Consider the following 13,527-nt stretch of genomic DNA (forward strand, 5'->3'; position numbering starts at 1 on the left):
GTGATTGACGCTCTGGTCACGTCCGCGACTGTTCGTGAGAGCCTGTTTGGGGCGTTGGACGCCAATGCCAGGAGGTTCAGGCTTGCTGATCGGGCGTTGCTGGACCGGTGTTCGGGTCGGTGACCTGCGGGTTTCCCTGGTGACACAGCGTGGAGGCTGCCGTGGCCGCGGTCACGCCGGCGTGCTGCGGCGCCGTGCGGGCGGTGGGCCGTTGCGAGGGGAAGATTCGGGGCGTTCAACGCCGTCAAGGTAAGAAGACCTTCACGGCACTCGATCCTGTCACAGGTGGGGAGAGTGTGGCAGGTGTGACAGTTGATCATCCATTGCGGACCGTCCGAATCAGCCAAGAGCGTCCCGACTGCCGACGCCCCCTCGGGGACTGGTTCAGGTGGCTCTGCCTCGCCGCACTGCCTTCGCCCTATTCCGCGCTTCACTCAGTCCCGTACACTGACTGTCGATCCGTTCTTACGGAATGTGATCATCGGGAGGGGTTGCGGCACGGAGGGAGGAGCCGTGCCCGCATGCTCAAACGCTTCTTAGCCTGGCTTGAGGATTATGTCGCGGACGCCGGCGTGATCGGCTTGTCCGGCGCAGTGCTCGGCATCCTCGCCTTCGGCGGGACCTTGAGCGCCGTGTTCGGCAACTCCGGAATCCGAGCGGCCACGTTCACCGCGGCGATCCTCGCCATCGCCGGGTTGTTCGCATGGCTTGCGGCCAGCCGCAAGTACTGGCATGACCGCGCCCAGCGGGACCAGCGCCTGCTCGCGCACTACTGCAATATTTTGCACGACCGGTTCAACTACTGGCGGATCAAGGATTGGGACGAAACTGTCGTTGTTGACGAAAGAGGAAACGCCAAGCAGTTGGTGAAGGCCAGGGTGCTCGTTGAAAGCGACGACCTCGACTTCTTCAGGGTCCGGTTAGGCAGTCATTGGAAGCAACCGGTCGCGGACCGCAAACGAGTCAAGGTCAAAGTCCGCAGCCTCGAGCACGACGGCATCGGCGGAACCCGTTCGGACACAACGACTTCCTGGCTGCACGACGGCCGGCTGGAGGTGCTCACACACTTCAACTCGCCGTTGGAGAAGAACGACATCGTCAACCTCGCGATCGAACTCGACTGGCCAAGGAAATGCTTTCCGTTGATGCACGGCGAACCCGACGACTTTGTGATGCGGTTCGCCAGGCACATCGAGAAAGCGACATGGACGATAATCCTTCCTGCCGGTACGAAGGTCTACGTAGATCCCGTCGGCCTGCGCCCGGAAGAAGACAGCTACGAAGTCAGACAGAGGGTCAACGCGGCGGGCGACTCGGAACTCCGCCTCAGCGTGAAGGACATAGAGCCCTATCGCCGTTTCGGCGTGCGCCTTGACCAAAAATAGGCGTGGTGCGCCTTACCGGGCGCACCACCCGTACTCAACGCCGACTACGCGTCACCACTCTCGCCGCCGCCCCCACCCAAAACCGCGCAACCGACGTTCACCATTGCGATGCCTCCAAACGATGTTGATCAGACAAACAAGGAGGCCCAGACTAGTAGAAACGCTGTTCACGCTGGTCTACCGACGCTAGATCAGCAGGAGCCCTGCCTTCGACCTCGGCTCTGTCCACACCGCACTCGCCACTAGTTCGCCAGCTGGTCAGTTACCTGGTAGACGGCTTGCTGAAGTCCCGGATCGGTCGGCATCTCGTCGACGAAATCCCACCAGTACCCGCCGCCGACGCTGCGCGGGTAACCCAATGCGGCACTGTAGTAGTACGCGGCCAGCTCTCGCCGGGCACTGGCAACGTCGAGGGGATCGAAGGCCCAGTACAACCTCGAGGTGCTCGCCAACCAGTAGCCGAGTTCGCCCAGTCCGACTTTCTTGCCGGGGAACTCGTCCAGCAGCGTTGTCATCACCTGGTCGAAGGCCAGGCCAAGGGGAGCGTCCTCCACCCAGGTCGACAGCAGCACTGTGTCGATGTCCCGCCGGATCTGCGGGGTCAGATTCGCCCTGGCCCAGTTGAAGGTCGACCACTCCGGGCTGTCGGTGCCGATCTGCCAGTAAAGGGTGAGCACCACCATGGCATCCGGTCGTTGCTCGTGTACGTATCGCGCTGCCTGTTCGATCTTGTTGATGATGCGGTCCTCGTGGGGGACCTCCTGCTGCGTGCATGTGCCCTGGTCGTCGGTCTTGCGATCGAGCCAGCAGCCGTTCACCTCGTTGCCGACCTCCCAGGCGTCTATCTGCGGGAAGGCGTTCACATACGCTCGCACCCGGGTCAGATACCCCTCGGTGGTGTACCGGTTCGCGAAGTAGGAGTCCACCGGCTGGCCGAGGATCTTCAACCCGGCGGCCTTGGCCGTTTCGACCGCCTGCCGATAGACCTCGGGATCAGGTTGCCCGCGGCCCTCCTCGTCGTCCACCGCGGGGTCGAACACGATCCGGACCCAGCCGTACGACCCGCTGACGCGCTGCGCGAGCGTCGACCACTCGGCAGCCTTGTCGATCTTGTCGATGGTCACGCCGATCTGCGGGTCGGTGCCGCGACTCTTGGCGTACTGGGGTCCGTATTCGGCCAGTAACGTGTCCGTGGCCAGGTGGATCGAGTCGAGTGCGAGCTGGCCGTACTTGCCGCGGTCGCTGTCGGTGCCCGCTTGCCTGGCCAGGTTGAGGTTCGATTCGGCTGCCGCGTACGCGGCGGCCCACTCATTTGAGCGGTGGTAGTCCGGCCGAGCGTCCAGCGCCGCGTTCAGCCGCCGCATGGCATCGACCGCGGCCTGGTAGTTGAACACGACCGTCCGTCCCGCCCGGAAACCAGCGCCGCCGTCGTCGAGGACCACGAACGAGAACCCGCGCCTGGTCGGCCAGTTGACCGCGAAGGCGACCGGACGGTCGGGGATGTCGAACTGCCACCGTCCCGGCATGCCCTTCTTGTACAACGGGTGCATCGCGAGATCCTGCATGGTGGCCGGGTCGAGCAGCGTGTCGCTGTCGTTTTCGCCGTTGCCGTGGATCACCGACTTCGCCTCGTCGGCGGACAGTTCGGTGCCGGAGCCTTGAGCATCGTAGAACTTCAGCGTGACGGTGTTGTCGATACTCGGAGCCGCGCTGGAGACCACCATGCTCAGGACAAGAACTCCGACACAAAGGCAAGCGCAAACGCGTGCGAGACGATTGATCATCTTTGACATGACCGATCACGCGTCGCCAGTCGAATCACGTCAGCAGCCTGGCATTCCCGGATGCGATGGGTGAAGGGCTGTTGGTGGCGCGGAATACCCGCTGTCGTGATTACGCCAATGCTGTGGTGATCACTGGCCCCACGGCCACCTTCATGAGACTCCTGGATGTGTGCAGCGCTTGTGCCTGGCGAGCCGGGCGGTTACTTCCGCGGCGGTCGCGCCGAACACGTAGGTGCCACATCCGCCGATCGGGCAAGGCAGGGTGAGCCGAGACCCCAGGGGGAGAAGAACCTGTTGCGGCGCTTCGGATCGGAATCGGAACGGCCGGGACTCGAAGGCCGTCATCGCGCCCCCGGCGTCGAGCGTCTGTCGCGGGCATGCAGTTTGCGAGTCTTCGGTTGTGACTGAGGGTGATTACGGTGCCATCGGTAAACCGATCGACCTGCCCAGAACACCAACCCGGCGACCCACAGGGCGAGCATCAGCGTCAAGTACCAGTCAGCGGCGAGGACTTCTGCTAGCTCGGCTATTGTCACTCCTTCGTCCGTCTTCGCCCCACTCAGGTGTGGCGATGCGCGGCCAGCTCTCACCCCCGACGTTTCCGGAAACTGTGCCACGATTCCGGAAACATTCATACTCTGTGTCACCCAAATGGAGGCACTCATGCCGCGGAAAAGTCCGGGAGCCAAAGCCAAGGGTCTCGGCACGGAGTTGCGGATCCTGCGTGAGCGAGCCAAGAAGAAGCAGGCCGACGCCGCTCGTGCGCTCGGTGTGTCGGTGCAGGTCATCTCCCGGCTGGAAACCGGCAACCGCAACATTTCCGAGGAGGAGGTGCTGGTCCTGCTCACCGTGTACGAGGTCGCCATCACCAGCCCCAAGTGGGAGCAGCTGGTGACGATGGCCCGTACTTTGGACGACCCTGGCTGGTGGGAGCACGAAATGCCAGGCTTGACCCAGGAATCGACGACCCTCGCCGACTACGAGGAGCGTGCCCACCGGATCACCAGTTGGGCGCCACTGCTCATCCCTGGCCTGCTGCAGACCATGGCCTACTCGCGGGCGTACATGCTTGACGACGGGATCGCCCCGTCCGACGTCGAGAGCCGGCTGACCGCGCGGCTTCGTCGGCAGCATCGGCTGACGCGTCCGGACGTGAAGTACGTGGCGATCATCGGCGAACCCGCACTGTCCGGCCTTGACTGTGCCCTTGCCGTCGAGCAGTACGCCGCATTGCTCGACGCATGCGCCCGGCCGAACATCTCGATCAGGGTCGTGCCGATAGACCGGTTGAAGCACGCCGGTCGGCTCGGCGGGTTCCTCGCGCTCGAGCTGGCGAACGAGGAGCCGGTGGTGCACGTCGAGCTGGCCCGCTCCGGTGTTTTCCTGGACGAGCCGTCCCTGACCGGGCCGTACTTCGCCACCCTTGCCGGGGTATCGGAAGTTGCGCTGAGTGAGACAGAATCGAGTCAGTGGATCTCCCACAGAAAGGGCGGGATGGAGAGCTGACTATGGATTTATCTGCGGCAACGTGGCGCAAGTCGTCGCGAAGCGGCTCGCAGTCCGACTGCGTGGAAGTTGCGATGACGGAGAATCTCGAGGCGATCCGGGACAGCAAGAACCCCGAGTGCGTGCTTACCGTGGACGTACGCATGTTCGTCAGACTGGTGCGCGCCGGCCGGTTTGACCGCTGACGTGCACCAGAACGGCCCCCGGTAGCCATAACACCGGGGGCCGTTCCGCTGCGCTCGATCACGTCAGCGCAGTGCTCGGGCATTGGTCCATCGCCAAGTCCCGTGAGTTCGTCCGCCGCTTTGCGAACTGCCGAATTACTTGATTGCTTGAAAGTATGCGGCCATCGGTGCCGTCCGGCAGTGAACTCGGATGGCGCGGAGTGGTCATTGCGGCTATTTGCCAGAGTTCTGTTCTTCTTTACGAGCAAAAGGTCGCTTTGCTGCTCGGCCGGCGTGGCGATAACCCATCGCTGACCTTCGGGGCCGTGTTGGTGGCCCCTTTCTCTGGCTGGAGTCCTGGGGCAGTATTTGTTGCGGAAGGTGTACGACGACCCCGAACGAGGTTTTGTCGTCGAGTATTTTCCGTATCCGCAGTCCTGATTCTTTGCGTATCGGGCCTGTTTCGACCGTTACGAAAAGGAGAATCGCGTGAAACGCATTCTTTCGGCTCTTGCCGCGGCGGCCAGTATTGCTGGGTTGGCGCTGGGAGCCGCGGGCACCGCGCAAGCGGCGCCCCCGCCACCGAAGCCTCTCATCATCACCGAGGTCGCCACCGGCACCTTCAACACTCCCCTCCGGGACTTCATCGAGATCGTGCCCAGCGGCGGACCGGTGAGTTTCACCTATGATGTGGCCGTCCTGGCGACTTTCGCAGGCCAGACGCATCCGCTTGGTGTGATCCCGGCGGGCACCATCCTGACCCCCGGCATGGTGTACACCGTTGCCAACATCGGCTCCGGTGTGGCGTGCGCCCAGCAGTTCTTCAATGTCAACCTCCCCGCGAACATTCCCATCGAAGTAAGGCTGGTCCCGGCACCGCTGCCGCTGGCCCCGGTGGACGCCGGCTTCATTCTCCAGACTTTCCCGCTGAGTGTGGGCGAGTCGTACCACCGGACGTGGGTGACCCCCAGCACCTTCGCTCCGGGGCCGGAGACTCCCTGCGTGCCCCCGGTGGTCGGGCCCGAGCTGTAATCCGCTGACGCAAGGTTGATCACTTAACCCGATGCCTTCCTCAGTCCTGTCGCGCTCAACCTTTCTCTAGATGAATGAATGAACAGCGAAGCTCGGGTCGCGTTGGTGGCCCGAGCTTCGTCGTTTTCCGGAATGCCCGCGCGCACGCTGCGCTTGGTCAGGATCAGTTTCTTTCCTGATGGCGCACCGGGGCGGGGTCTTTGCGGGAAAATCGACGACAAAGAACGTTCGTTCACGTTCACCGAGAACCTTTTCCATGCGCAGTCCGGATTGTTTGCGCATGGGGCCTGTTGTGACCGTTATGAAAAGGAGAATCGCGTGAAACGCATTCTTTCGGCTCTTGCCGCGGCGGCCAGTATTGCTGGGTTGGCGCTGGGAGCCGCGGGCACCGCGCAAGCGGCGCCCCCGCCACCGAGGCCTCTCATCGTCAGCGAGATCGCCACCGGCACCGTCAACACTCCGCTGCGGGACTTCATCGAGATCGTGCCAACCGGCGGACCGGTGATGTTCCCCTTCGACGTGGCCGTCCTGGCGACCTTCGCGGGCCAGACGCATTCGCTTGGCGTGATCCCCGCGTACGTCACCATCGCTCCGGGCATGGCGTACACCATGGCCCACATCGGCTCCGGTCTGGCGTGCGCCCAGCAGTTCTTCAATGTCAACCTCCCCGCGAACATTCCCATCGAAGTGCGGCTGGTTCAGGCGACGTACCCACCCAACGTGATGGACAGCGCGTTCATTTCTCAGACTTTCCCCCTGTTTTTGGGGCAGTCGTACCACCGGACGTGGGTGACCCCCAGTACCTTCACCCGGGCCCCGGAGACTCCGTGTGTGCCCCCAGCGTTCACGCCGTAATCCGCTCTGACGCGGGGTTGATCACATAGCCGATATCTTCGGTACCGGCTTCACGTTCATACGGCTTGGATTGATCATGCTGCGAGGTCGGCGGTTGACCAGGTTGATGGTTGGTGACCCGGCGTGTCGGTTTTCCGGCATCGCCGGGTCGCTTGGTTTCGGGCTACATATCAACGTCCTGTCACCGGCAAACCTGCAGACTGCCGTTGTCTTTCAGGTTGCTGTCCTTCACCCAACCGGTCACTCCTGTCCGCACATTGCGCAAGTAAGTCCAGTTGCCACGCTGGCCAGGTTTAAAACAATGGTAGTCGACCGGGTCGCTGGTTCGAAGCACGCCAAAGATCGGGCAGGCGGTGCTCGGCCCGCTGCGTATGTTGGACAAAGTCTTGGCCCGTGGGCGCCACCCAGTGGCATCCCTGTCGTTGTACTGGTCGCCGCAGCGCACGGCGATGTCGACGTCACCTTGCTCGGCGCTTACGGGCGTGACACCCGTCGCCATCAGCACCTCAAAGGATGCTTGCGACTGTGCGGCGTTCGCGGTAGCGGCAACGCCTGACCCGAGAATCACGGTGATTGCCGCTGTGATGGCGACTGACATACACCTCATAACATTCTCCCTCTTGGACAGTAATGACAAATTCGGGTTCACGATGTCAAATTTCGAGGGTCACCAATTACGTCTGATCGATATCCACAGTGGGGCCCTCGCCAACGACGGCGAAGATTCGGCGCCGACGCGCCAGTCGCTCGGCTGTGACCATCAACTCGTCCAGATCGAAGGTCATCGGGGGCTCGTCGACGACGGCTGATCGCAGGCTGTCCCGCAGTTCCTGCTCACTCAAAATGGGTTCGCGCCACCTCATGGCCAAGCCATTCAGCTCTACGGCCCTGCTGGGCCGACATGTATTTGCCGTGAAGATTCGGGCCAACTCGTGATAAGTAGACCCGTAGGTCGACTCAGTCAAGGTAAAACGCGACATTGGCCGTTACCCGCCATGGCCGGCACGGGGAATAGTCAATAGGCGGCTGAAGAACATTTCTCCAAGTAAGGGCACCGTGTTCGGCACCGAGCAGCCCTGATGTAGTAGCCCCGCGGACCTGGCAGTACGTCGAAGCAGCTACCCCACGAAACGGCGAAGCTCGGGTCACGTCGGTGACCCGAGCTTCTACGTCGTCCGGACGGGACGGCCGTACTGGGTTCGCCATCTGCTCGGAGCAAGGTCGCACAACGCGGTGGAGCTCGGGCCGAGGGGCGGCCCGAGCTCCGATGCGGTTGGAGGTGTCGCTGATGCACTCGGCGACATGTGCGAGGTGCCTCGATCGCATGCTCCAGCCCGTTGCGCAACGCTGTGTCAAACCATTCCAGCAGGATCGTTCTTCACGAAAGTGGCCATTGATATCGCTTCGGTCGTACTGATCTGCCGTCATCTCGCCGGTCTTCAGCAACATCGCCTGAATTTCGTTCAGGCTTGTGTCGTGGCTCGACATGCCATGGCGGCCGTTGGAGCACCGCGGCCATCAACCGGTACTTCCTGGCGACGGTCGCGGCTTGCCGCAGGCTGGCCAGCGGTATTTGGAGCACGCGGCTCAGCCAGTACAGCCAATGACCCGTTGGGATACGTTTTCCGCGTTCCCACCTGGATATGTCGGAACGTGTAACCGTATCTCGGCCGGAGGCCTCGATCAACGCGTCGGCGAGCTCGCGCTGGCTGAGCTTGTGCCTGTGCCGAGCCGACCTGAGCAGCTCAGAAATTGACTCAGGTGGCTCTCGATCATGCACGTTCAGTGTCCTGTCCCGATTGATTGTCCGGCTAGGGCGTGTTTCGAATTTCCCGGCTATCGCGATCGGGCGTTTGAAACACGCCCTAAAGCTCGTTTCATGCCTGGTTCATCGACAGCAGTCGAGGTCGGCAGGACTCGTGAATGTGAAGCCCATTTCCTCGATACCGTCGACCACCTCGCCGAGGCGTGACGTGCCCAGGTATGGGTGGTAGAAGAAGCTCGCCACGCCGTCACGCACGACCGCGACACGGCGCGCGGTCGCCAGGATCTGGGCGGGCAACCCGTTGCGGTGGTCATCGGACTCCGTCAGGTCGACGTAGCCGAGTGACTCGGGTATCACCACGGATCCATAGATGTCGCGTACCAGGAACGGAAAGCTCTGGCCGTAGATCCGTGAGTAGTCGGGAATACCGGAACCGCAGTCGCCGTTGCGGCACCACCCGGCGGCGTACAGGCCATTGTCGTAGCGTGCCGCGAACCGGTCGTTGACCACTGTGTAGTCGATGGCGGAGCCGGCATAGTGCGGGAATTCGAAGATCTCCGGTACTTCGAGGCCTACCGCCCGGAACTCCCGCTCGGCCGCACGTATCCGGCCGGTTGCCCAAGATCGCGAGTCTTCGGGCACCGGACCGACGTAGACCAACTCGCCCTCGTCGTTGATGCGCACCCGGTAGAACTCGTAATCATCAGCACTGGCGCCGTTGTGCGGATTGGCGGTGTTGCCGTACTGGTGGGTGTAGCCATGCATGATCAACGTGCCGCCCTTGTCCTGCATGTACCGCAACGCCGCGACGACATTGGGCGCATCGGCCAGGGACCGGTCCGTCGGCTTGCCGTCGTGGTAAACGCCGTGTGGGTCCCGATATCGCGGATACACCGCCACCGAGAACGGCACTCGGCGGTCTGCCAGGTAGCTCGCGATCTTGCGCAACTGCGCCGGGTCGTCGTCCGGGCCCACGTCCTCGATGCGCACGAGAGCGCGTTTGCGATCCGGGGCGACGGGATCGGCGTGCCGCGACAGCACGTCCGCCGCGGCGAGATAGCGGTCATCCGGTCCGGTGTACGTGAACGGAACTTCGCCGAAGTAGGTCAGGTGCTTCGAGCGCACGATCCACGGGAAGCTGTTGCCATCCGACCGGACTGCCTCCGCGACCGTACGCACCTTGTCTTCGTCGTCGATGTCGGCACGCACGATGCCCGCGGGAATGGCGGCGCGGTCACGGGTGAAGTCCACGTCTCGGTAGCGGACCGTCGTCACTTCGGTTGTGTCGACGCGGCCTGGCCGCCATCCGAACCGGGCCGCGAAGTTCGCATCGCGTTCGGCGAGACGCCAGATGCTGTCGAACATCCACGCGACAGGCGTGCCGCCGGCCAGCACGTCGTCAAGGAACGCGTTCGGCAACGGTTCGTCGGAGGTGGAGCCGATGTATATCACCGAGGTATAGCCGGACATCTCGCCAGCCCGGTACGAACGGACGGGATGCATGGTCCAAGAGCTGCTGTGGGACACGAGGTTTCCGGCCATCACGGCGTAGGACTCGCCCAGCCAGCCGTACATTCCACCCGTGTCGTACAGCACGAGTGTCCGTCGGCTGGGATCGGCTCCAGGAGCGGACGGGTAGGTTCGCGCGTGCGGCGGGGAGTCTGTTGCCGCCGCACTTGTCGTGGTGCTCTTGGGATCGGGCCGGGTCGCGGGTGGTGGGGCCGGCAGAACGGGCCACTGCCAGCCACCTGACACGCGGACCGGCCGCGGACGGTGGTTCTCCGGTGTCGCAGTGGTCCCTGGCGCGCTGGGGGCCGCGTCGGCCATGCCGGTGAACGTGATACTCAGCGCGAGGAAGATGGCCGACAGCCGACGAACGGGACGGCGAATTGTCATAGGTACTCCTGTGAGGGGGTGACGGCACCAGGCTTGGCTCACCCGACCACTCGTGTCTGAACCAGACAGTCGAGTGTGGACTTGAGATCAGCCTTTACTGGCGTCGGAGAGGGGTACGAACTGGTAACCGGCGGTCGTTATGCCGTCGATGACCCGATCGAGTGCCTCGGTGCCCAGATACGGGTGGTAGAAGAAGCTCGCGATTCCGTCGTTGACCACACGAAGCGCCTTGGCGGCTGAAACGACTTCCCCGATGCGATGATCGAGTTCACCCGCGTCGGACCACGGCGGGATGTAGCCGAGGTTTTCCGGCACGACGACCGCGCCGTAGACGTCACGCACAAGGTAGGGGAACGCCTGCGTGAAGATCCCCGCCGGGTCCGCTCGCGCGATGTCGCCGCACGTCGTCGAGCACCAGCCCGGGAAGTAGCTTCCCCGGTCGTACCGGACGCCGAAAGTCTCCTTCGCGGCCTGGTATCCGGCGGCGGACGCCGTGTAGTGCGGGAATTCGAACGCCTCCGGATCAGGCAGCCCGACCTGCGCCAGTTCGCCGAGGGCACGGGCGAACCGCTCGTTCGCCCACTGCATGGAGTCGCCGGGCACGGGCCCGACGAGCTCGACCGCCTTCTGGTCGTTCAACCGCGCCCGGTAGAACTCGAAGTCCGGGCCGCTGACTCCGTACGGGTTGGGTTCGTCGTCCAACTGGTGGGTGTAACCGTGCAGCACAATCGTTCCACCACGGTCGATCATGTATCGCAGTGCTCGCACCACTTCCGGGCGGTCCGCGAGCCGCAACTCCGTAGGTGTCCCCGAGTTGGCGATCCCCTTTGGATCGCGGTAGTACGGGTAGAGGGCGATCGAGAAGGGCACGCCCCTGCTGTGCAGCCGGTCCGCGATCTGCGTGAGCTGCACGGGATTCGCGGTCGGTCCCACGTCCTCCAGCCGCACCAGCGCGCGTGCCGGCCGCGGCGGCGACTGTGAAAGCGTCACCCGGATCAGGTCCGCCGCGGCGAGGTACCTGTCCGTCGGCCCCACGTAGGCGAAGGGTATTTCGGCCACGTAGGTCAACGTTCCCGAGCGCACCGCCCACGGGGTCCGAGTGCCGTCGTCGTGGATGCTTTCCGCGACAACGCTGGCCTTCGCGGTATCCAGCAGGCGGGTACGCACGGACGTGCCCGCTCGCGGGTCACGGCTCAATCGTTCCTGTTTGTAGTCCACCCCGACGATGGCTCGCTCGGCCCAGCCGTCTGGCGACCAGCCGATCCTCGCCGCGTATCCGCTGTCACCGTCGAACAGGCGGTTGACGTCGTATCCCAGCCACAGCACGGGTGTGTGGCCCGCGCGGACATCGGCCAGGAACGCGTCCGGAAGCGGGCCGCCATCCATGGGGCCCACATAGACGACGGCAGAGAAACCCGTCATGTCGCCCGGCTGGTACTTCGCGGCCTGACGCAGTTCGAAAGCGCTGCTGTGCGAGACGAGATTGGCGGCATATGTCCCGTTGACCTCGCCGCTGGAGACCGGGCCGGTAACGGAGGTGTTGTACAGCACCAGTGTCCGGTGGTCGGCGGGGGCACCAGGAGCCGGATCGCCCGGGTTGCCGGCGAGCGATGCCGAGGGCACCGGGCCCCATCTCGGTTCGGCTGGCTGCGACACCGGTACCGCCGGGATCGAAGTCGTGACCACTATGGCGCAGATGACTGTCAGCACGCAGAACAGCAACCGCAGCCATGCAGGTCCCCACACGGTGTTGGTGGATGACCGCATCATTCACCTCCGGCGGCCGCGGTCCGGAGTACCGGCGGTGCCATCGAATCGGCGCTCTCCAAGCCGAGCAGGCTGGCGATCGCGTGCTCGGTCCGGTAGGCGGCGAGCCCGTCGCCGAAGGGGTTGACCGGCCTGTTCTCCGGCGGTAGCGGCGGTATGTTCAACAGCCGCGTCGCGTGGTGCGCGATCGCAAGGGGATCGGTCCCGACGAGCATCGAGCAGCCCGCCTCCACGGCTTCCATCCGCTCGGTGACGTCCCTCAGCACCAGGACCGGAACGCCGAAACTGGGAGCTTCCTCCTGTACGCCACCGGAATCGGATGCGACCAGCTGGGCTATCGAGAGCAGCCGGCAGAACTCGAGGTAGTTCAGCGGCGCGGTGAGGTGTATCCGGTCCACTCCGGACACTCCGGCCATGATCTGCTTGCGTATCTCGGGATTCGGGTGGACGGGCAGCACGACCTCGACATCCTCGTGGCGTTCGAGGACATCCCGCACACTCGCCAGAATGCCTGCCAACGGCGGGCCCCATGACTCCCGGCGGTGCACTGTGACCAGCATCAGGCGGCTCTGTTTGGACCGCACCCGGTTCTCCAATGCGGCCAGTCTCGAGTCGCTGTATGTCATGGGACGGCCGGCGATCGACAGCACGGCGTCGACCACAGTGTTCCCGGTCAGCACTACGCTCGGTCCGGTGATGCCCTCCGCCAGCAGGTTCTGCACGGCGCGCTTCGTCGGAGCAAGGTGCAACGAGCTGATTTGAGCGATCAGCTTGCGATTGGCCTCCTCCGGAAACGGAGCGTGCAGATCGCGTGACCGCAGCCCCGCTTCGATGTGCGCGACCGGCACCTTGCGCCAGAAGGCGCTCAGCGCGCCGGCCAGGGCCGTCGTCGTGTCGCCTTGAACCACGACCATCGAAGGATTCCGCTGTATGAGTTGCCGGTCGAGCACTCGCACGAGCTCGCCAAGCAACTCGGGCTGGCTTCCGGTCGAGCGTTCGATGTTCAAGCGGACATCGGGACGAATACCGAACGCGTCGAGAGCTTGCTCGAACATCGTCTCGTGCTGACCGCTCGCCACCAGAACAGGGCGGATTCGGCCACACGTCAGCATCGCTTCCGCCACGGGCGCCAGCTTGACCGCCTCTGGCCGAGTCCCGCCGAGAAGCATTACTTCCGGTTTGTGTGTGGCAGCGGCTGTGACAGGACGGGGATTCTCCATAAGAGTGATCCCTGGCCTGCTCCGAACAGCGCAGTCCATTATTACTCCCGCTCAGTGATTCTTGCGTGAAGTCATCGAGAAGAGTTGCTCGAGACCGTGCAAGGAGGTTGAGTAGTAGCGGTACGTAGAGCTTGCCATGCTCTCTGAATCGAC

The 13,527-nt window shown here is 63.6% G+C and carries 12 protein-coding genes; 5 read left to right on the forward strand and 7 right to left on the reverse strand.

Going from position 1 to position 13,527, the window contains the following annotated elements:
* Positions 1-521 precede the first annotated feature (521 nt).
* Positions 522-1,385, forward strand: coding sequence for a hypothetical protein (locus LWC34_RS04715; RefSeq protein ID WP_233723169.1), 864 nt, complete (start codon positions 522-524; stop codon positions 1,383-1,385).
* 242 nt (positions 1,386-1,627) lie between these two features.
* On the opposite strand, the gene LWC34_RS04720 is transcribed toward LWC34_RS04715, so the two are convergent.
* Complete coding sequence (locus LWC34_RS04720) at positions 1,628-3,109, reverse strand: hypothetical protein (RefSeq protein WP_233723170.1); 1,482 nt, start codon at positions 3,107-3,109, stop codon at positions 1,628-1,630.
* A gap of 723 nt (positions 3,110-3,832) precedes the next feature.
* On the opposite strand from LWC34_RS04720, the gene LWC34_RS04725 reads away from it, so the two are divergent.
* The 4 genes from LWC34_RS04725 (at position 3,833) to LWC34_RS04740 (ending at position 6,726) form a co-directional block, all read left to right on the forward strand.
* On the forward strand, positions 3,833-4,675 hold the full coding sequence (locus LWC34_RS04725) for a helix-turn-helix domain-containing protein (RefSeq protein WP_233723171.1): 843 nt from the start codon (positions 3,833-3,835) through the stop codon (positions 4,673-4,675).
* 2 nt (positions 4,676-4,677) lie between these two features.
* Complete coding sequence (locus LWC34_RS04730) at positions 4,678-4,860, forward strand: DUF397 domain-containing protein (protein WP_233723172.1); 183 nt, start codon at positions 4,678-4,680, stop codon at positions 4,858-4,860.
* A gap of 468 nt (positions 4,861-5,328) precedes the next feature.
* Positions 5,329-5,871 (forward strand): hypothetical protein, encoded by a 543-nt coding sequence (locus tag LWC34_RS04735; protein WP_233723173.1) that lies wholly within the window; start codon positions 5,329-5,331, stop codon positions 5,869-5,871.
* 318 nt (positions 5,872-6,189) lie between these two features.
* Positions 6,190-6,726 (forward strand): hypothetical protein, encoded by a 537-nt coding sequence (locus tag LWC34_RS04740; protein ID WP_233723174.1) that lies wholly within the window; start codon positions 6,190-6,192, stop codon positions 6,724-6,726.
* A 181-nt stretch (positions 6,727-6,907) separates the two neighbouring features.
* Here LWC34_RS04740 and LWC34_RS04745 read toward each other — a convergent pair whose 3' ends face one another.
* The 6 genes from LWC34_RS04745 to wecB form a co-directional block, all read right to left on the reverse strand.
* Positions 6,908-7,324: an SH3 domain-containing protein gene (locus LWC34_RS04745; RefSeq protein ID WP_233723175.1), complete on the reverse strand. Its 417-nt coding sequence runs from the start codon at positions 7,322-7,324 to the stop codon at positions 6,908-6,910.
* 76 nt (positions 7,325-7,400) lie between these two features.
* Positions 7,401-7,568: a hypothetical protein gene (locus tag LWC34_RS04750; protein WP_233723176.1), complete on the reverse strand. Its 168-nt coding sequence runs from the start codon at positions 7,566-7,568 to the stop codon at positions 7,401-7,403.
* Between the two features lie 536 nt (positions 7,569-8,104).
* Positions 8,105-8,506: a helix-turn-helix domain-containing protein gene (locus tag LWC34_RS04755; RefSeq protein ID WP_233723177.1), complete on the reverse strand. Its 402-nt coding sequence runs from the start codon at positions 8,504-8,506 to the stop codon at positions 8,105-8,107.
* 108 nt (positions 8,507-8,614) lie between these two features.
* A complete protein-coding gene (locus tag LWC34_RS04760) occupies positions 8,615-10,387 on the reverse strand; it encodes a DUF2334 domain-containing protein (RefSeq protein WP_233723178.1) in 1,773 nt (590 codons plus the stop codon).
* 87 nt (positions 10,388-10,474) lie between these two features.
* Positions 10,475-12,154 (reverse strand): polysaccharide deacetylase family protein, encoded by a 1,680-nt coding sequence (locus LWC34_RS04765; RefSeq protein ID WP_233723179.1) that lies wholly within the window; start codon positions 12,152-12,154, stop codon positions 10,475-10,477.
* Complete coding sequence (wecB, locus tag LWC34_RS04770; protein ID WP_284051413.1) at positions 12,154-13,374, reverse strand: non-hydrolyzing UDP-N-acetylglucosamine 2-epimerase; 1,221 nt, start codon at positions 13,372-13,374, stop codon at positions 12,154-12,156. Before wecB ends, LWC34_RS04765 begins: the two co-directional genes overlap by 1 nt.
* Positions 13,375-13,527 lie beyond the last annotated feature (153 nt).

The sequence above is a fragment of the Kibdelosporangium philippinense genome, assembly GCF_021390435.2.
Classification (GTDB): Bacteria; Actinomycetota; Actinomycetes; order Mycobacteriales; family Pseudonocardiaceae; genus Kibdelosporangium; species Kibdelosporangium philippinense.